Annotated in this window: 16 protein-coding genes; 7 read left to right on the top strand and 9 right to left on the bottom strand. The window is 62.2% G+C overall.

Annotated features, from left to right (window positions below):
• Nucleotides 1-67 precede the first annotated feature (67 nt).
• A complete protein-coding gene (locus tag ACSQ9E_RS11415; protein ID WP_436217825.1) occupies nucleotides 68-559 on the top strand; it encodes an EVE domain-containing protein in 492 nt (163 codons plus the stop codon).
• 9 nt (nucleotides 560-568) lie between these two features.
• On the opposite strand, the gene ACSQ9E_RS11410 is transcribed toward ACSQ9E_RS11415, so the two are convergent.
• Together ACSQ9E_RS11410 and ACSQ9E_RS11405 are read right to left on the bottom strand one after the other, a co-directional pair.
• The gene (locus ACSQ9E_RS11410; protein WP_436217824.1) at nucleotides 569-1,189 is read right to left on the bottom strand and encodes an NUDIX domain-containing protein; all 621 of its coding nucleotides are present in this window, start codon (nucleotides 1,187-1,189) and stop codon (nucleotides 569-571) included.
• Nucleotides 1,186-1,593 carry a DUF4406 domain-containing protein gene (locus tag ACSQ9E_RS11405; RefSeq protein WP_436217823.1) on the bottom strand — a complete coding sequence of 136 codons (408 nt, stop codon included), beginning with the start codon at nucleotides 1,591-1,593 and terminating at the stop codon, nucleotides 1,186-1,188. The genes ACSQ9E_RS11410 and ACSQ9E_RS11405 overlap by 4 nt, the downstream gene beginning before the upstream one ends.
• Nucleotides 1,594-1,662: 69 nt before the next feature.
• On the opposite strand from ACSQ9E_RS11405, the gene ACSQ9E_RS11400 reads away from it, so the two are divergent.
• Nucleotides 1,663-2,421: a DeoR/GlpR family DNA-binding transcription regulator gene (locus ACSQ9E_RS11400; RefSeq protein ID WP_436217822.1), complete on the top strand. Its 759-nt coding sequence runs from the start codon at nucleotides 1,663-1,665 to the stop codon at nucleotides 2,419-2,421.
• Nucleotides 2,422-2,501: 80 nt separating this feature from the next.
• Here ACSQ9E_RS11400 and ACSQ9E_RS11395 read toward each other — a convergent pair whose 3' ends face one another.
• Both ACSQ9E_RS11395 and ACSQ9E_RS11390 read right to left on the bottom strand, forming a co-directional pair.
• Nucleotides 2,502-2,681, bottom strand: coding sequence for a CsbD family protein (locus ACSQ9E_RS11395; protein WP_057203067.1), 180 nt, complete (start codon nucleotides 2,679-2,681; stop codon nucleotides 2,502-2,504).
• A gap of 113 nt (nucleotides 2,682-2,794) precedes the next feature.
• The gene (locus ACSQ9E_RS11390) at nucleotides 2,795-3,700 is read right to left on the bottom strand and encodes a LysR substrate-binding domain-containing protein (protein ID WP_436217821.1); all 906 of its coding nucleotides are present in this window, start codon (nucleotides 3,698-3,700) and stop codon (nucleotides 2,795-2,797) included.
• A gap of 160 nt (nucleotides 3,701-3,860) precedes the next feature.
• Here ACSQ9E_RS11390 and ACSQ9E_RS11385 point away from each other — a divergent pair, with 160 nt between their 5' ends.
• Entirely contained in the window at nucleotides 3,861-4,835 is a 975-nt protein-coding gene (locus tag ACSQ9E_RS11385; RefSeq protein ID WP_436217820.1) for a DMT family transporter, read from the top strand.
• A 21-nt stretch (nucleotides 4,836-4,856) separates the two neighbouring features.
• On the opposite strand, the gene ACSQ9E_RS11380 is transcribed toward ACSQ9E_RS11385, so the two are convergent.
• On the bottom strand, nucleotides 4,857-5,372 hold the full coding sequence (locus ACSQ9E_RS11380; RefSeq protein WP_057203069.1) for a MarR family winged helix-turn-helix transcriptional regulator: 516 nt from the start codon (nucleotides 5,370-5,372) through the stop codon (nucleotides 4,857-4,859).
• A 92-nt stretch (nucleotides 5,373-5,464) separates the two neighbouring features.
• Here ACSQ9E_RS11380 and ACSQ9E_RS11375 point away from each other — a divergent pair, with 92 nt between their 5' ends.
• The 3 genes from ACSQ9E_RS11375 (at nucleotide 5,465) to ACSQ9E_RS11365 (ending at nucleotide 8,472) form a co-directional block, all read left to right on the top strand.
• Complete coding sequence (locus tag ACSQ9E_RS11375) at nucleotides 5,465-6,577, top strand: ABC transporter substrate-binding protein (RefSeq protein ID WP_428000615.1); 1,113 nt, start codon at nucleotides 5,465-5,467, stop codon at nucleotides 6,575-6,577.
• A gap of 19 nt (nucleotides 6,578-6,596) precedes the next feature.
• A complete protein-coding gene (locus tag ACSQ9E_RS11370; protein ID WP_436217819.1) occupies nucleotides 6,597-7,571 on the top strand; it encodes a Bug family tripartite tricarboxylate transporter substrate binding protein in 975 nt (324 codons plus the stop codon).
• Nucleotides 7,572-7,695: 124 nt separating this feature from the next.
• Nucleotides 7,696-8,472, top strand: a complete 777-nt coding sequence (locus tag ACSQ9E_RS11365; protein ID WP_436217818.1) for a hypothetical protein — start codon at nucleotides 7,696-7,698, stop codon at nucleotides 8,470-8,472.
• Between the two features lie 14 nt (nucleotides 8,473-8,486).
• On the opposite strand, the gene ACSQ9E_RS11360 is transcribed toward ACSQ9E_RS11365, so the two are convergent.
• The gene (locus ACSQ9E_RS11360) at nucleotides 8,487-9,005 is read right to left on the bottom strand and encodes a DUF4274 domain-containing protein (protein WP_436217817.1); all 519 of its coding nucleotides are present in this window, start codon (nucleotides 9,003-9,005) and stop codon (nucleotides 8,487-8,489) included.
• Between the two features lie 16 nt (nucleotides 9,006-9,021).
• Nucleotides 9,022-10,221 carry a hypothetical protein gene (locus ACSQ9E_RS11355; RefSeq protein WP_436217816.1) on the bottom strand — a complete coding sequence of 400 codons (1,200 nt, stop codon included), beginning with the start codon at nucleotides 10,219-10,221 and terminating at the stop codon, nucleotides 9,022-9,024.
• 456 nt (nucleotides 10,222-10,677) lie between these two features.
• Here ACSQ9E_RS11355 and ACSQ9E_RS11350 point away from each other — a divergent pair, with 456 nt between their 5' ends.
• Nucleotides 10,678-15,243: a tetratricopeptide repeat protein gene (locus ACSQ9E_RS11350; RefSeq protein ID WP_436217815.1), complete on the top strand. Its 4,566-nt coding sequence runs from the start codon at nucleotides 10,678-10,680 to the stop codon at nucleotides 15,241-15,243.
• Nucleotides 15,244-15,319: 76 nt separating this feature from the next.
• Here the strand turns inward: ACSQ9E_RS11350 and lpdA are convergent, their stop codons facing one another.
• Both lpdA and aceF read right to left on the bottom strand, forming a co-directional pair.
• Nucleotides 15,320-17,167 (bottom strand): dihydrolipoyl dehydrogenase, encoded by a 1,848-nt coding sequence (gene lpdA, locus ACSQ9E_RS11345; RefSeq protein ID WP_436217814.1) that lies wholly within the window; start codon nucleotides 17,165-17,167, stop codon nucleotides 15,320-15,322.
• 15 nt (nucleotides 17,168-17,182) lie between these two features.
• Nucleotides 17,183-18,862: a dihydrolipoyllysine-residue acetyltransferase gene (aceF, locus tag ACSQ9E_RS11340; protein WP_436217813.1), complete on the bottom strand. Its 1,680-nt coding sequence runs from the start codon at nucleotides 18,860-18,862 to the stop codon at nucleotides 17,183-17,185.
• Nucleotide 18,863 lies beyond the last annotated feature (1 nt).

Genomic DNA, 18,863 nt, shown 5'->3' with positions numbered 1-18,863 from the left:
ACCGCAGCGCCTTTCCCCTCACGGACGTTGTTTGCGTCGGCCCCCGACTCTTTGCCAGAATGGTGCCATGACATCACCCTCCAGCGCCACCCCCCGCCACTGGCTCATGAAATCCGAGCCCGAGGAATGCTCCATCGACGACGCCCTGGCCGCCCCCAAAGCCACCGTGCCCTGGACCGGCGTGCGCAACTACCAGGCACGCAACTTCATGCGCGATGGCATGCAGGTGGGCGACGGCGTGCTGTTCTACCACTCGAGCTGCGCCGAGCCAGGCATCGTCGGCATCGCCCGCGTGGCATCGGGCACGCGGGCCGACCCCACGCAGTTCGACCCGGACTCGCCCTACCACGACCCCAAGTCGCCGCCCGACGCGCCGCGCTGGCTGCTGCTCGATGTGCAGGCCGTGCGCAAGACGCGCCTGCTGGGCCTGCCCGAGCTGCGCCAGCACCCCGAACTGGCCGACCTGCGGGTGCTGCAAAAAGGCAGCCGCCTGTCCATCACGCCGGTGGATGAATCCCACTGGAACCGGATCGTCGCGCTGCTGGACGACAAAGGCTGACACCGGGCATCAGACGGCGCTTGGCGCAAGCCCCAGCGCCAGGTGCTGCAGCAGCATGATGGTCTTGCCATCCTGGATGCGCCCCGAGGCGATGGCGGCCAGGGCTTCGGCCAGGGGCATCTCGATGACTTCGATGTCCTCGCCCTCCTGCGCCAGCCCGCCGCCGGCCTGCACGCGGTCTTCCGGTTCGTACTCGGCAACGAAGAAATGCAGTTTCTCCGTCACCGAGCCCGGGCTCATGTAGGCCTCGAACACCTTGCGCGGTGTGCGGATGCGGTAGCCGGTCTCCTCCTCTGCCTCGCGGCGGATACAGGCCTCGGGCTCGTCGCCATCGAGCAGGCCGGCGCAGGCCTCGATCAACTGGCCATCGGGCGAGCCATTCAGAAAGGCCGGCAGGCGGAACTGCCGGGTCAGCACCACCGTGCTGCGGCGCGGGTCCCACAGCAGCAGGGCCGCGCCGTTGCCCCGGTCATAGGCCTCGCGGCTGAGTCGCTGCCATTGGCCGTCGCGGCGGCGCAGCTCGACGCTGATCTTGCGCAGGGTGTACCAGCTGTCCGACAGCAGCTGGGCATCCACCAATCGGACATTGTCCGTATCGCCCGGCAGTGGCATGGGCTGGGGCCGCTTCATGCCGCTGCCCCCTCTGCAGCCTGGTGCACCGGCAGTTCGTCGATATGGTGGTAGACCGGCAAACCCAGGGCCTGCGCCCGTGCCACGTCTATATCGGCACCGCGCGATGCGCCCGGCAGGCGCAGCACCGCATCGCAGCGCGTCAGCAAGCGCTCGGCCACCGGGTATTGGTAGGCATGGAACACCGCATCCCCGTGCTCTCGGCCGCCGGCCGCGTGGATGATGGGCAGCGCCAGCCATTCACCCAGCATTGGCAGGTGGCCGCGCTGGTAGATGGGCAAGGCGGCGGCCTCCAGCCGCTCGCGGTTGGCGGCAATGCGGACGGGGTCGCCATCAGTGCCCGAGAGATAAGGGCCGGCGATGAGCACAAGCAGGGGGCGGTCAGCCGCCATGGGATCGGGCATGGGTTTCTCCAAAAACGCATTCGTGCAGTATCATGCATTTTCATAGAATTTCATGCAATTGGCCAGCCCATGCTCACCACCCAGCGCAAGCAACTCATCCTCCAGCGCCTCGCACAGGAGGGCCAGATAGTGGCCAAGGCGCTCAGCGACGAATGGGGCATCTCCGAAGACACGGTGCGCCGCGACCTGCGCGAGCTGGCCGCCGAGGGCAAGCTGCAGCGGGTGCACGGCGGCGCCCTGCCCGCCTCGGCCGCCGTGGGCGACCTGCGTGTGCGCAAGGAGCTGGCGCCCGACGAAAAACGCCTGCTCGGCCGTGCCGGGGCGGCCATGGTGCGCCCCGGCCAGGTGGTCATTCTGGACGGCGGCACCACCTCGCTGCAGGTGGTGCAGCACCTGCCGCTGGACCTGCGCGCCACGGTGGTGACCCACAGCCCCGTGGTGGCCGCCGCGCTGGCCGGGCATGCGCACGTTGAGGTGCTGAGCCTGGGCGGGCGCCTGTACCGGCACTCGATGGTGAACGTGGGCGCCAGCGTGGTGGAGGCCGCCGAGCGCCTGCGTGCCGACCTGTTTCTGATGGGCGTGACGGGTGTGCACGCCGAGGCAGGGCTCACCACCGGCGACTTCGAGGAAGCCACCGTCAAACGCGCCTTGCACCGCCGCGCGGCGGAAACCGTGGTGCTGGCTTCCCTGGACAAGCTTGGTGCCGCCTCGCCCTTCACTGTGGCTCCGCTCAAGGAGTTGGCCGCGCTCGTGGTGCCCGCCACCGCACCCACGCGCATCCAGAAGGAACTGCGCGCCACGGGCGTAAACGTGTTCCTGGCAGACTGAGCCTGCTTTGAAAACGCAAAACCCCGGGGCATCACTGCATCCGGGGCTTCACGTGCGGCAGCGGGCGCACCCGCTGGGCGTCACTTCACTGCGTCTTTGACCGCTTCCTTGGCGTCGCCATAGTTCTTCTGGATGTTGCCTTCCACCTGCTTGGCGGCGCCCTTGGCTTGCTGCTCGGGGCTGTTGATCACCTCGCCGGTCTTTTGCTGAACCTTGCCAGCTGCTTCTTTCAATGCGCCCTTGACTTGATCAGTGTTCATATTGGTTCCTTGGGTGGTAGAGCAGAGCAGGATCGCTTTGCATGGCCCCAAGGTTACGCAGGCACCTTGGCGCACGAAGCGGGCCAATGCCGATCAAAGCCGTCGGAACCCACCTACACCCCCTGGCGCGCGCCACGACTGCTGCGCAGGTGCGCCACCAGCGCCGCCGCAAAGCCCGACGGCTCCGCCCCCTTGCGCACGCAGATCTGCAGGTCGCGCCGGGCCCAGGGTTCATCCATCTCGACGACCACCGGCGGGTCGGCCAGGCCGGCCATCTGGACCGCGCTGCGCGGCACCAGGCCGATGCCGACGCCAGCCCCCACCATGCGGCAGACGGCCTCGAAGCTGCGCACCTGGATGCGCACATCCAGGTGCCTGCCCAGAGCGGCGGCGGCATTCATCGTGAAGGTGTGGATGGCAGACCCCGCATGCAGCATGACGAAGGCGTGGTCCAGCACCTCGGCAAAGCCGACCTGCGTGCGAGACGACAGGGCATGGCCGGTGGGCACGATCAGCACCAGCCGGTCCTGCCGGTAGGGGGCCAGCTCCACGCCCGCGCTGTGGCCGCTGTCCGCCAGCACACCCACTTCGATCTCGCCGCTGGCCACGGCCACCACGATCTCGGCACTGGTGCGCTCCTCCAGCGTCACGCTGACCTGCGGGTGCTGCCGGAGAAAGCCGGCCAGATCGTCCGGCAGAAAGGTGTGCGTGGCATGGGTGTTGGCCCACAGGCTCACGTGGCCGCGGATGCCGGTGGCAAAGGGCGACAGGTTGGCATGCATCTGCTCCAGGCTGGCCAACACCTGGCGCGCATTGCGCAGCAGCGCCTCGCCCGCCCGGGTGAGCTGCACGCCGCGGGTCTGCCGCTCGAACAAGGTGGTGTGGAGTGCCTCTTCCAGCCGGCGCAGCCGGTGGCTGGCCGACGATGGGGCCAAGCAGGCGCGGGCCGCCCCGCGCGTGAGGTTGCGCTCCTCGGCAATGGCGACGAACAGGCGCAGGTCGGTGAGGTCGTAGTTCATGCGGCGGGCCTAGTGCGTTCGTCTATAACGAACGCACGCTTGCGGGAATAGCAATTGTGCCCTGCAACATCTTACGGCACCATAGCCTCACTGATCTTTTCCATATCGCATGCACACATATCGTTCGCAGGTATCGCATGCATTTGAACCCCACATTCCCATGCCCTCCTGGAAACACTGGCCCGCCGAACGCGTCGGCCTGGCCCTGGCCGTTCTCGCCGCCCTGGGTTTTTCGTTCAAGGCCATCTTCGTCAAGCTGGCCTACGCCGTACCGCAGGCCACGCCGGTCGATTCGGTCACCCTGCTGGCCCTGCGCATGGCGTTCTCGCTGCCGGTGTTCGCCTGGGTCGGCTGGCGTGCCAGCCGCAGCCTGGCACCGCTGTCCCGGCGTGACTGGTTGCTGGTTATCGCCCTGGGCCTGCTGGGCTACTACGGCGCCAGCATCCTCGACTTCATTGGGCTGCAGTACATCACGGCCAGCCTGGAGCGGTTGATCCTGTTCACCTACCCCACACTGACCATCGTGATCGGCGTGCTGTTCCTGGGCAAGCGCGCATCGCGCCGTGAGATCGGCTCGCTGCTGCTGTCGTACGCGGGCATCGGCCTGGCCTTTGCGCACGACCTGCACGTGGCCGGCGACGCGCGGGCCGTGCTCATCGGGGCGGGTTTCGTCTTCGGTTCGGCCGTGTCGTACGCTTTCTACCAGGCCGGCAGCGAGCCCGCCATCCGCACCCTGGGCGCGGCGCGTTTCACCGCGCTGGCCATGCTGGTGTCCACCGTGGCCACGCTGGCGCACTTCATCGCGACCCAGCCGGTCGCGGCTTTGGCGCAGCCCGCCCCCGTGTACCTGCATGCCCTGGGCATGGCCGTCTTCTCCACGGTGCTGCCGGTGTTCATGACCTCGGCCGCCATCCGCCGCATCGGCGCCGCCCGCACCGCGCTGATCGGCAACCTGGGGCCCATGCTGACGATCTTCTTCGGCTGCTGGCTGCTGAACGAACCGCTGTCCTGGTGGCAGATGGCGGGCGCCGGGCTGGTGCTGGCGGGGGTGCTGCTGATCAGCAAGCGCAGCAAGCCGGCGGATTCCGCCGCTGCAGTGGCGCCTTGGGGCCCGGCGGCGGGCAAGGCTGGCTGACGCCCCGCCCTGCCTGCAGTCCTATGCAAAGTCGTCATCAGGGCTGCGCCGCCCGCGCTGGCGGTCCGCACCCACATCCAGCACGATGGAGCTGTTCACCACCTCGGCGTGGCGCGTGAGCACCGACAGGATCTGATCCAGCGCCTTGACCTGCCCTGCATCGAGCACCGACACCACCCCCCGATTGATGTCGGCGATCTGCGGAAACAGCTCCTTGTGCAGCGCCACGCCTTCGCGGGTGGCTGCAATGAGCGCGAACCGGCGGTCGCCACTCTGCACCTCGCGGCGCACCAGCCGCTTCCTGGCCAGTGCCGCGATGACGCGCGACGCGCGGGCCGGGTCCAGGTGCGCCAATTCGCTCAGGCGCGACGGCGATACGGGGCCGCCGTCGACCACCAGGCACAGCAGGCGGAATTCGCGCCGTGTCACACCGTAGCGCCCTTCGCACAGGCGCACGACAGGTGCGCCCGCCAGTGCGAACAGCCGCAGCAATCGATAATTCACGAAATCGTCCGGCACACGGGGATTGCGCAACATCAGGGAATGTCTCCTCTTTTCTTCATTAGATGAACCATCGGCTGAGGCCCAAGAATTCTCCGCAGAGTTCCATATGCCGTCGGAGTCAGCCCTTGCCCATTCGTACATTCATCCTCTTCGCGGCCCTTCAGGTGGCCACCGCCCACGCGGACGTCGTCATCGCCCAGGTCTCGCCCACCAAGGGCCCCCTGGCGGTGACAGCCGTAGGCAACTACGAGGGGGCCATGGCGTATTTCAACACCGTGAATGCCAAGGGCGGTGTCAACGGGCAGAAGGTCCGCTTCGTGCACGAGGACGACCAGTACAAGCCAGAGGATACCGTGCGCCTGGTCGAGATGATCGCCGGGCGCGACAAGCCGCTGGCCTTCATCAACCTGTTCGGCTCGGCCAATGTGCTGGCACTGCAATCGAGCAAGGTGCTGGAGCGCATCAAGACCCCGGCCGTGGGCGCAACCCCGGGCGCGGAAGCCATGCGTACCCCCGGCAGCCCGTGGATCTTCCATGTGGGCGCGGGCGACCGCGCGCAGATCCGCCACATCCTGCAGCACCTGTCCACGCTCGGTATCCGCAAGGTGTCTGTCGCCCACCAAGACAATCCCATGGGCAAGAGCGGCCTGGGCCACTTCAACGAAGCGGCTGCGGAGTTCAAGCTCGAGGTCGTCGGCCGCGTGCCCGTGCCCCCAGTCGGAGAGCAGCTCGCGGCCACGGCCAAACAGCTGCAGGCAACAGGCGCGCAGGCCTATGTGATGGTGCTGGTGCGCAACAGCGGCGCGGCGCTGGTGCGCGACGTGCGTGCAGCCTCTGACCGCACGCCGATCTATGGCATGTCCTACGTGCCGGCAGAAGCCATCATTGAAAAGACGCCACTGGAATCGGCCATCGGCGTGGGGGTGGCGCAGGTGCTGCCCAATGCCTCTGCCGACAAGACCCGCCTGACGCGGGACTTCCGTGCCGCAATGCGCACCCACTATCCGAAATCCGAGCCGTCCAACCCGCACCTGACCGGCTACGTGGCCGCCCAGGTCGCAGTGGAGGCCATCTCTCGCGCTGGCGCATCCCCCACGCCCGAGAAGGTAACGGCCGCGCTGCGTCAGTTGCGCATGGACCTGGGGGGCCTGCCGCTCGATTTCACCGATGGCCAGAACATCGGCACGCAGTGGGTGGACATCGGCGTCGTGAACCGCCGCGGCCAGCTGATGTACTGAGCTTCGACAAGGAGTAACCATGGGCATTTTCAAGACGATCCGCAGCGCCGGTGCCATCGGCCTCATTGCGCTGGCGCCCTGCGCCGCGCTGGCACAGGCCTGGCCCACCGGACCGGTGCGCCTCTTCGTGGGCTCGCCGCCCGGCGCCCCGTCGGACATCACGGCGCGGCTGTTCGCCGACCAATTGGGCAGGCTGGTCAAGCAACCCGTGATCGTGGACAACCGCCCTGGCGCCGGCAACAACCTGGCTGCCATCGCGGCAGCCAAGGCGGAACCCGACGGCGCCACCCTGGTCCTCAGCCCGGACACCGTGCTCACGGTCAACCCGCATATCTACAAGAACCGCGATTTCGATCCCAAGGCCGATCTGGTGAACGTTTCCATCATCGGCAGCTTTTCGCAGATGCTGGTGTGCCACCCTTCGGTGGGTGTGAAGACGGTCAGCGAATTGGTGGCCAAGAGCAAGACCGAGCGCATCCTCTACGGATCCGGTGGACCGGGGGTGCCCGGGCACCTGGCGACCGAAATGTTCCTGGATGCGGCACACGCACGCATGGAGCACATCCCCTACCGCGGGCCCGCGCCCGCTACGCAGGCGGTGCTGGCCGGCGAAGTGCAATGCGGCTTCCTCGCCACGCCCACCGTGCTGCCGCATGTGCGGGCCGGCAAGCTCACGGCACTGGCCGTCTCCTCGGCCACGCCATCGCCGCTGGCGCCCGAAGTTCCCACGCTGGCCCAGGCCCTGAAGCAGCCAGGCCTGGACGTGAGCTTCCGGCTGGTGCTGCAGGCCCCCAAGGGCACGCCGCCCGCCGTCATCGCCGAACTGGCGAAACGGGCGCAGGAGGTGATGAAGCTGCCGGACGTGCGTGCCAAGCTGCAAAACAGCGACGTGACGGCGCTGGGGACCACCAGCGGGCAGGCGCAGGCGACGCTGACCCAGGAAATGGCCCGTTGGGAACCCGTCGTGAAGCGCCTGGGGCTGACGGCCGATTGAGAACCGGGCGGTGACGACCTGCGCCCTTCGCAAAGCATCCATGGGGCTGGCTGGGGCGCCGGCCTACAGGGCGGCAGCCGGCTTGCCTTTAGGATGGGCGCACCGTTCGCCCTCAGCTTTCCGCATGCGCAATCTGCTCGACTTCACCTCCTGGTCCACCCTGCTCACCACCCTGATGGGCCTGCTGTTGGCCACCCTGGTCATGGTGGGCACGCGCCTGGTGTTCATGCAGACCATCCAGAAGCGCCGCGAGCGCGAGAACCGGCAGATCAACGAGCGGCTCAAGACCCTGATCGCTGCGTACAAGACACTGGGTGGATCCTTCACCGGGCAGTTGCAGGTGCACCCCACGCACATGCGCGACCTGCGGCGCCAGCAGGTGCATGACAGTGCCGTGCAGATGGCGATGGCCACCCCACAGGAAACCGATGCATCCGAAGCGGAGGAATCGGACCTGCCCTCTCCGACCCTCACCAGCACCGAACGCCAGCGCCGCATGCGCGATGCCGTGGAGGCCGCCCTGTCCGACGTGATCCTGCTCGGCACCGAGGAACAGGTGGAACTGGCCGCCAAGGCCGCGCAGGACATGGTGGCCGGCCGCAGCATCGAGACCGCGCAGTTGGTGGTGTCGCTGCGCCATTTCATCCGCGCGGCGCTGGACCTGGAGCCCATCCCGGCTGCAGTGGCCATACCCAACCAGGGCCCTCTGCGCCCGGCCGCAAGTGGCGGGGCGGTGGGCAAGCGAGCGGGAGGCGCAGGCAATGCCGAGGCCGGCGGCGGGCGTGGAGGGGGTGCAGGCGGTGGTGGCTCCGGCGGGGCCGGCATGGGCGGCATGGCCCTGGGTGTCGGGGTGGGCTCACACCGCGCAGACAGCGACACAATCGACGGCCCGGGACGCTGAACCGGAGGGCGTTATCAGTCTTCGCTCTCCTCGAACAACGCATACAGCGCCACCGCCACGCTCAGTGGGAGCCCTTCGTCAAAGCCCTCCGGGTCTTCCGAGACCTCGACCAACTCGCTGCCGTTGACGGGCTTCAGCATGAGCGCAGGCACGGGCCGCGCCACAGCCACACCAGGGTAGTCATCCGGCCGGCCGCCTTCGGAGGTGTGCGGGTCGAACCAGATGTTGCCGGCTTCATAAAAGCCCGCCGCGTAGCGCTCTTCGATCAGGCGCAGCAGCCTGAAGGTCTCGGGGCTCAGGGCCTGCTCTGCCGAGGTGAACTGCACATGCCAGGCGGCCCCCAGGTACCAGTAGATCAGCAGCGCCGTGCCGCGGTCCAGTGTAGGTTGGTCCACCAGCCAGCGCAGCGCCTGGCTGTTGCCGTCGTAGTTGGAGTGCGCGGCGAACACATGCCAGGCAGCCGGAGAGGCATCGGCCAGGTAGGCGTGCACCAGTGCCCAGGCCCGGGCTTCGATGTCGTTGTCAGAAGTCATGTCGCAGTATGTTGGATCAGGCGCCCAGCACGGGTGGCCGCTCGATCAGGCTGTGGAGGATGGCATCGAACAAGGCATTGCCATCGTTGCCGCTGACAGGCTTCCACTGCACGTGCTGCGTCACGCGCTGGCGGTGGCGCAGGGTTTCAATCCACACTTCGCGCAAGGGCGTCTTGCAGTGCAGGGCGAGCACCAGCAGTGCCATCTGTTCCTGCAGATAGAACAGGCCGTGCACGCCGCTTTCGCCGTCCCTGAGCACGCGGCTGACCTGGTCGACCGAGAGCAGCAGCTTGCCCAGGGCCGCCATGTCCTTGGGCGCGTCCTGCCAGAGGATGGCACGCTCGGCGGCCCAAAAGGCCAGGGCCTTGGCAAACTCACCCAGGTCGTGAGCGCTACGCAGGTCGTTCTGGCCCAGGCGGGGGTTGCGGTGCCAGGGGATCTGCTGAAAATCGTTCAGGGTCCGTTCGTGGTCGGGGATGAAGGCCTTGATGCGCCCCCGCAGCTCGTGCCCGCCGATCTCGTCCAGCCGCGCCAGCCAGGCCTCGCGCACGCTGGGCAACCACCAGTTCACGGAGCAATGGATGTACTGCCGGTCATGCTCGGGCTGCACCTGTATGAAAAACGCCTGCACCGTAGGACCATGGCTGCGCTGCACAAGGCGTGCGCGTGAGTTCACCGGATGGGGGTGGACCTCGAAGCCCAGCGGCGCGAGCCGCTCCATCAGCGCGCCGCACAGCACGTCCAGGCTGTGGGGCACCCGCGCCGGGGCAAAGCTGCCGGGCGCGGCCTGCACCTTGGGCGGCTCCACCCGCAGGGAACGCTCGGCAAAGGGCTCGACCGTGCCGTCCTCGTAGACCACTTGGCGGTCCAGGCGGTACAGCGCCCCGCCCTGCGGTTCGAGCAATTGCAACCCCGCATCCGCGGCCACATGGCCCAGGGTGGAAAGCACCGTGGCGTCGAGCGCCTGCACGTCGACACCCAGATTCAGGGGCCAGTGGTCCAGCGGCCCGAACGGCAGTCCCTCGGTCCAGATCAGGGGCTGCGACACACCGTTGGCACCAGCGGCCAGCGGGTAGTGGCACTGCACCTCGCGCAGGAACTGGTCGAACATGGCCACCACCCGCGGCGTGGCCACCTGGTCGCGTTTGCACGCGGCCAGCGCGGTGGGCACGTCGGTGGCCGTGATGCGGTCGAAGATCTGGACGATGAAGCTCATGGAGAAGCGGCAGGCGCCCGAAAATGTAACGGGATCTGCGGATTGTGCGCAATGGCGCTCCGCGCGGCTACCAGAAAACCTTGTGGGCCCGTGCTTCGATGCCCCCGCACAACGGCTTATAGAAAGCCGGGTTGTAACCGGGGATCCCGATGTTTTGGTGGTTTAGGATGTAGCGCTACTCGGTTTCCTTGAAAATGGCCAAGGGAGGGTGTGGGCCTCGTAAGCCATTGATTCCATTGGCCGTGGATCTCGAGAAACGAAGTCTGCAGAGGGTCCCAAGGCGTGCCGATTCCGTTATTGGCGGCCTACGGCCGAGCTACCGTAGCCGCGCCATCGTAGGCAGCGGAGCCTCTAGGGTCCACACGCACTCGCCCCGGTACTTAGAATACGCCAATCGGTGGAGACGCATAGTCCCCAAAGCGAAATATGATGTAGATCTCGCAAGTAATTTCATCTATGAAAAACAGCTACGCCGTCATCGCATTTGCCACCACCTGGGGGGCGAAATTTGGTGGGATCAATGCTTTCAACACGGATTTTTTACACGCCATCGCAGCCGCGCATTGGCATTGGCTACGGGTGGTATGCGTGGTCGCTGATTGCGATGAAAATGACATTCAAAACGCAAAAGATCAATATCAAATCGAATTGATCACTCTTGGCCTCAAAGGCGAATCTTTGACACCCGATCAAGCTGAAAAAGTATGGTCAAAGCTCTTGAACATTGATCCAAATAGAACAGTATGGCTGGGTCATGACCGCATTACTGGCTCAATTGCAAATGCCATAGCAAAGGAATATGGTGGCCGATCCGCACTTATCCACCACATGAGCTACGATCACTACGAATCATTTGCCGAAAACAGCACCACTGCCAATAAAAAATCAAAAGAACAGCAGGAACTTTTTACCTCATCAAATGTCCGATTGGCAGTGGGTCCGCTGCTACGTGAAGCGCTAGCAGATTTCGTTGATGTGGAAACAAAATCCATACCCATGCTTACGCCTGGCTTGGCAGAAATTAGCCCAAAGCAGTATCACCACACATTTACCGCCTTTATAAGCGGTAGGCTAGATGCAGGAGCACAAAAAATTAAGCAAGCTCATCTGGGGGTTGCTGGATTTGCACATGCTGTTTGGCGCTGCGATACGGAATCAGGCTTTCCCAGCGCTTTAAATGGTTCTTCGGAGCCGAAGATAAGGCTGCGAGGCATTGACCTAGAGTCCGATACAAGTGCCACATACTCTAATGCTGAACAAGAGCTCAAAAAATTTGCCGAACTATATGCTAAGCGTGTCATCAACATACAGACATTACCATTCACACAAAATCGCACAGAATTATTTTCCGAACTACGCCAAGCCAGCGTGTGTCTAATGCCATCTTGGCATGAAGGATTCGGACTGGTGGCATGGGAGGCTATTGCCGCAGGTGTTCCCCTGATCTTAAGCGCCAAAAGTGGCGTATACCGCTTACTAAAAGATCGCGGCCTTGACCATTTTGTCTGTTCCATAGACATAAAAGGGAAAAATGATTTCCCTTTTTTTACAGATACGGACAAAGAAGCAATTGCCAGCAAGTTGATTGATATTGCCAAAGATCATGCCACGTACAAGCAAAAGGCTCTTCTACTAAGAGAAGCACTTCTAAATGACTGCACATGGAGAGCATGTGCAGATAGTTTTATCCAAGCACTAAAATGGGAGCCTCCAAGCATTGATTCAAACTCAGCAATCACGAGCACCGTGAATAGCAGTAGTAAGTCATCCATCCTAGTCGATCACTTACTCCCTCAATGGCTGGAGCAGCCCAAGCCTCAATGGCAACCAGAAAAAGGGCACCATCCCAGCCAGCTACTTCGTGCTGAAGAAGCACTTATTCCTTTTGCACCTGAACGTGAGCCCTTCTTGTTAACCCAATGTGAATGGGCCACTTCCACCCCGTATCCTATAGGCGTTCGACTGCTGGTTGGGGAAGGTGGAGTCGGAAAAACACGACTAGCACTCGAAATGCTTCATCGCCTATCGAAAGTTGGTTGGAATACTGGTTTTTTTCGCCACAATATTCAATTTAAAGATATTGTTGGTTTGGTGCACGAACTTCGCCAGACAAATCGACCAACCCTCATCGTGCTCGACTACGCTGAAACCCGAAGCGCAGCGCTTTTAGAACTACTTGCACAATTATCCAGAGTTCCCTCAGCGCACAGCACGCGAGTCTTGCTTTTGGCTCGAAGCAGCGGGGAATGGTGGAGACATTTACCTGAAATTGACCCGCGTTGCGAAACACTTCTCACAGGCTCTGCTACAACAGGACCATATACCGTCCCGGGTTTGTACATCGACCTTGCGTCACGGAAAAAAGCCTACGCCGAAGCACTAACTACTTTCTCCCGAGCTATGGAGTGCTCGGCCCCTGAAATTCAGCCAAATTTGCAAGCTGCCGCCTACGATAAACCATTATTTTTGCACATGGCGGCACTGTTGGCACTACTCGGTGAACGCACGGAATCGGCCGATGCGCTGCCCATGGCTTTGGTACGGCATGAAAAACGTTACTGGCATAAAGCCGTCAGGAGCGCGATCCCATCTAGCACTGAATCTGAAAAAACCGAAAAGTCCAGTGATTTGCTCATGGCCTTAGTCACCCTGCTTGGCGCCGCTACTACTCACAAATCCATTGATACACTCTGGAGCATAGCAGATGGAGATGGAGATGCTCAGCAGCTTAAATTCCTATTTTCAACATTAACCCCCCTCTATCCAAGCACTCAAGGGCTCAGCGGTCTGCGCCCAGATTTGCTCGGAGAAGCCTTAGTAGCACAACAGCTGCTAGGTTCAAACGGAGAGGATTTGCTGAATGCGGTATTGGGGAGTGCATCTAGCGCGGCCCAACGACACCACGCGCTAACGGTTTTATCGCGCTTACTACGGTACCGCGAGGACATTTCTAACCTATTAGAACAAAATCTCACTCTAAATTTCCCCAAGTGCGCCAAAGACATAATTAAGGTAGCAATACAAACCCCTAGTCCACTACCAAAAATAGCAGAAAAATCATTCCAGCGCTTGTCAAAAAAGGATGCGTTACAAGTAGCCGGACAATTAGAAGACGAATTTAATCATGAGATACTTCCACTTATCGGGCTAGCGGTACTGGTTCGTCAATCGTTATATTCGCAGGCTCAGAAGCGATGCGAATCTTTCAAGGGACCAAGCGAAGCTGATTGGAGTCATTTGGCAAAAACACTTGACAATCTTTGCGTAGCTTGCTACCGGGATGGTGACATTACCAGTGCTCTGGAACATGCCAGAAGCGCCCTAGATATTAATTACCGGCTAGCAAGAAATTATCCAAAAAAAATCCAAGCCAACTTGGCCGGATCCCTTAACAACTACGCAAACCTTCTAAGCGACAACGGCGACTTCACACAAGCACTGCAACATGCAAAGCAAGCGCTAGATATTCGCGAACGATTGGCACAAGAAAACCCTGATCGCTTTGAGGCCGACTGGGCCATGTCCCTTAGCAACTACGCAAACAATTTGGCCGACAATGGTGACGGAGCTCAAGCGTTGCATCATGCCAAAATGGCATTGGATATTCGCGAACGGTTAGCACAAAGCAAGCCCGATCGCTTTGAAGGGAATTGGGCTACATCACTCAACAACTATGCAAACTTTTTGAGCGAAAACGGCGATTTCACTTTAGCGCTACAGCATGCAAAAAAGGCATTGGATGTCCGTGAACGGCTTGCACTAGATAAGCCAGAACGCTTTAACGCCGATTGGGCAATGTCTCTCAACAACTACGCCAGCATGTTGAGTGAAAATGGTGACGTTTCTCAAGCGGTAAAATATGCGAAGCAGGCGCTCGATATCTACCAACGACTGGCACATGACAAGCCCGAGCGCTTTGACATTGACTGGGCTATGTCTCTCAGTAATTACGCAAACTTCTTGGGTGAAAACGGTGATTTCATCCCGGCGCTACAAAATTCAAAGTTGGCACTTGATATCCGCGAACGACTAGCAAGAGATGAACCTGAGCGTTTTAGTGCCGACTGGGCTATGTCCCTTAGCAACTACGCTAATCGCTTGGCCGACGACGGAAATATTATGCAAGCGTTAGAAAATGGGAAAAAAGCGCTAATCATCCGCGAAAATTTAGCAAATGATAAACCCAAACGCTTTGAAGATCAGTTGGCAACATCACTTAATAATTATGCAAATTTCTTAAGGATCAATGATGAATTCTCGCAAGCGCAGCAGCATTCCAAACAGGCGCTTGATATCTATCAGCGGCTGGCACAGAGCAAGCCCAAGCGCTTTGAGGCAGACTTTGCCATGGCTCTCAGCAACTACTCAATCATTTTGAATGATAATGGAGAAATCACACAAGCACTTAAGAATTCAACCCAAGCGCTTACTACCTATCAGCGATTGGCGCTAGAGATGCCTGAGCGCTTTGACGCTGACTTGGCAAACTGCCTCAATAATCATGCCGGCATCTTATGTGATAACGGTGACATCACTCAAGCAGTGTCGTTTGCAAAGCAGGCACTAGATATTCAAAAGAAATTAGCACAAACCATACCTGCCAAGTACTCTGCAGATGCGGACAGCAGTTTTTTGCTAGTTGCACTGTGCGAGTGGCTGGAAGGACAGACTAATTTTGTGATAGAGCCAGAATTAGATCCAGAGATAGAAGTGCCTTATAGGCAGCGTAGCAACCGCTTTTATAGAAATATATTGGTCGCATTCACCAGCAGCACTACTATTGATTGCGCAAACCATTTAAGTCTAGCTTGGCAAGCTTGGTTCAAAATGTCTCACGCACAAAAAAATCAATTAAAAGGTCTTTGCCTATTGGGTTGCGCATTTGAGTCGGTGCATGGCACTTTACCTAGCTCATTGAAAACTTGGAAGGAGCAGCTTGTGCAAATGCAAGAGAGGCGAAAAGGCCTCTTGCCTGCATGGATGCAAATGATCGCAGAGCGCAAGAGCTTTGGCTTGACATAAAAAAGCCCGGGCCGTTGCCGGACCGGGCTTTCGTTTCAGTACAGAACGAGCAGGGCGCTGTCCCTTGCTGGCTACATCACTTCTTCTGCGGCGGCACGTCCGTGCAGCTGCCGTGCGCGATCTCCGCCGCCATGCCGATGCTCTCGCCCAGCGTGGGGTGCGGGTGGATGGTCTTGCCGATGTCCACCGCGTCCGCGCCCATCTCGATGGCCAGGGCAATCTCGCCGATCATGTCGCCGGCGTGGGTGCCCACGATGCCGCCGCCCAGGATCTTGCCGTGGCCATGGGCCTCGGGGCTGTCGTCGAACAGGAGCTTGGTATAGCCCTCGTCGCGGCCGTTGGCGATGGCGCGGCCAGAGGCCGTCCAGGGGAACAGGCCCTTCTTGACCTTGATGCCCTGGGCCTTGGCCTGGTCTTCGGTGAGGCCCACCCATGCCACCTCGGGGTCGGTGTAGGCCACCGAGGGGATCACACGGGCGTTGAAGGCGGCGCTGGCCAGCTCCTTGTTGCCCTGGATCTCGCCGGCGATGACTTCGGCCGCCACATGCGCTTCGTGCACCGCCTTGTGCGCCAGCATGGGCTGGCCCACGATGTCGCCGATGGCGAAGATGTGCGGCACGTTGGTGCGCATCTGGATGTCGACGTTGATGAAGCCGCGGTCGGTGACCGAGACGCCCGCCTTCTCGGCGGCGATCTTCTTGCCGTTGGGGGTGCGGCCCACGGCCTGGAGAACCAGGTCATAGGTCTGCGGCGCGGGGGCCGTGCCACCCTCTTCCGCAGCGGCAAACGTCACCTCGATGCCTTCGGGCGTGGCCTTGGCCCCCACCGTCTTGGTCTTGAGCATGATGTTGTCGAAGCGCTTGGCGTTCATCTTCTGCCAGACCTTGACGAGGTCGCGGTCGGCGCCCTGCATCAGGCCGTCCATCATTTCCACCACATCCAGGCGGGCGCCCAGGGTGCTGTACACCGTGCCCATTTCCAGGCCGATGATGCCGCCGCCCAGAATGAGCATGCGCTTGGGCACGGCTTTCAATTCCAGCGCGCCGGTGGAGTCCACCACGCGCGGATCGTCGGGCATGAACGGCAGGCGCACGGCCTGGCTGCCGGCCGCGATGATGGCGTTCTTGAAGGCGATGACCTTCTTGGTGCCCGTCTTCTCCTGGCCGGTGGCGCCGCTGGTTTCCTCCACTTCGAGGTGGTTGGCACCGACGAATTGGCCGAGACCCCGCACGGTGGTGACCTTGCGCATCTTGGCCATGGCGGCCAGGCCGCCGGTCAGCTTGCCGATGACCTTTTCCTTGTGGCCGCGCAGCTTGTCGATGTCCAGGGTGGGTTCGCCGAAGCTCACGCCCAGGTCGGCCATGTGGCTCACTTCGTCCATGACAGCCGCCACATGCAGCAAGGCCTTGGAGGGGATGCAGCCCACGTTCAGGCACACGCCGCCGAGAGTCGCATAGCGCTCGACCAGCACGACCTTGAGGCCCAGGTCGGCCGCGCGGAAGGCGGCGCTGTAGCCGCCGGGGCCGGCGCCGAGCACCAGCACGTCGCATTCCAGGTCGGCGCTGCCGCCGAAGCTCGATGCCTGGGGCGCCGGGGTGGCGGGTGCCACAGCGGCCGGAGCCGGCGCTGCCGCCACAGGCGCAGCCGCAGGTGACGCAGCAGGTGCGGGTGCCGCTGAGGCGGCATCCGCCGCCTCCAGCGTCAGCACCACGGCGCCTTGGGCGACCTTGTCGCCGATCTTGACCTTGAGCTCCTTGACCACGCCAGCGTGGCTGGAGGGGATCTCCATGGAGGCCTTGTCGGACTCCACGGTGATCAGGCTCTGCTCGGCCTTGATGGTGTCGCCGGGCTTGACCAGCACTTCGATGACGCCGACTTCGTCGAAGTCGCCGATGTCCGGAACCTTGATATCAATGATTGCCATACCAGGGTCTCCTCGTTACAGCAAGATGCGGCGGTAGTCCGCCAGCACCTGGCCCAGATAGGCATTGAAGCGCGCAGCGCTGGCACCGTCGATCACGCGGTGGTCGTACGACAGCGACAGCGGCAGCACCAGCCGCGGCACGAACTGCTTGCCATCCCACACCGGCTTCATCTGGCCTTTGGACAGCCCCAGGATGGCCACTTCGGGCGCGTTGATGATGGGCGTGAAGTGCGTGCCGCCAATGCCGCCCAGCGAGCTGATGGACATGCAACCGCCCTGCATGTCGGCCGAGCCGAGCTTGCCGTCGCGGGCCTTCTTGGCGAGGTCTCCCATTTCCGTGCTGATCTGCATGATGCCCTTCTTGTCGGCATCCTTGAGCACGGGCACCACCAGGCCATTGGGCGTGTCGGCCGCAAAGCCGATGTTGTAGTACTGCTTGTAGACCAGGGTGTCGCCGTCGAGGCTGGTGTTGAACTCAGGGAACTTCTTGAGCGCGGCCACCACGGCCTTGATCACGAAGGCCAGCATGGTCACCTTGACGCCGCTCTTCTCGTTTTCCTTGTTGGTGGAGACGCGGAAGGCTTCGAGTTCGGTGATGTCGGCCTCGTCGTTGTTGGTGACGTGGGGGATCATCACCCAGTTGCGGTGCAGGTTGGCGCCGCTGATCTTCTTGATGCGCGAGAGATCCTTGCGCTCCACGGTGCCGAACTTGTTGAAGTCGACCTTGGGCCATGGCAGCAGGTCCAGGCCTGCGCCGGAACCACCACCGCCCGCCGGGGCCTTGGCCGCAGCACTCGAAAGTTGTGCCTTGGTCTGGGTGGCACCACTCATCACCTGCTTGGTGAAGGCCTGCACGTCGTCCTGGCTGATGCGGCCCTTGGGGCCCGTGCCCTTGACCTCTTCGATCGGCACGCCCAGTTCGCGGGCGAACTTGCGCACGGAGGGCGATGCGTGGGGCAGGCCCGTGGTCGGGGCGCCTGGCTGGTGGGCCGGCACCGCCACAGCGGCGGCCGCAGGGGCGGGGGCCGCCGCGGCCTGGGCCGGCGCTGGCGTTGCAGCAGCAGGTGCAGCGGCGGGTGCCGGTGCGGGCGCGGCTGCAACCGGGGCGGAGCCTTCGAGCACGGCGATCAGGTCGCCGATGTTCACGGTGTCGCCGATCTTGACCTTGAGCTCCTTGAGCACGCCGGCGGCGGGCGAAGGGATCTCCATGGATGCCTTGTCGGATTCGACCGTGAACAGCGACTGCTCAAGCTTGATGGTGTCACCCACCTTGACCAGCATCTCGATGACGGCCACGTCCTTGAAGTCGCCGATATCGGGCACGCGCACTTCCACCGGGCCTGAGGCTGCTGCAGGGGCAGCAGCCGCTGGGGCGGGCGCTGCAGCGGCAGGTGCAGGTGCGGGGGACGCGGCGGCTGGCGCGGGTGCAGCAGCAGCAGGCGCCGCGGCCGCTTCGCCCGCCACTTCCAGCGTGAGCACCACGGAGCCCTGCTTGATCTTGTCGCCGATGGCGACCTTGACCTCTTTGACCAAGCCAGCGTGGCTCGACGGGATCTCCATCGACGCCTTGTCGGATTCGACCGTGATCAGCGATTGCTCGGCCTTGACCGTGTCGCCGGGCTTGACCAGCAGCTCGATCACGCCGACTTCGTCGAAGTCACCGATGTCCGGAACTTGAATGTCTACCAATGCCATT

The sequence above is a fragment of the Acidovorax sp. LjRoot118 genome, from assembly GCF_964253575.1.
In the GTDB taxonomy this organism is placed as follows: Bacteria; Pseudomonadota; Gammaproteobacteria; order Burkholderiales; family Burkholderiaceae_C; genus Acidovorax.
This window is presented reverse-complemented; position numbering and strand designations above follow the sequence as displayed.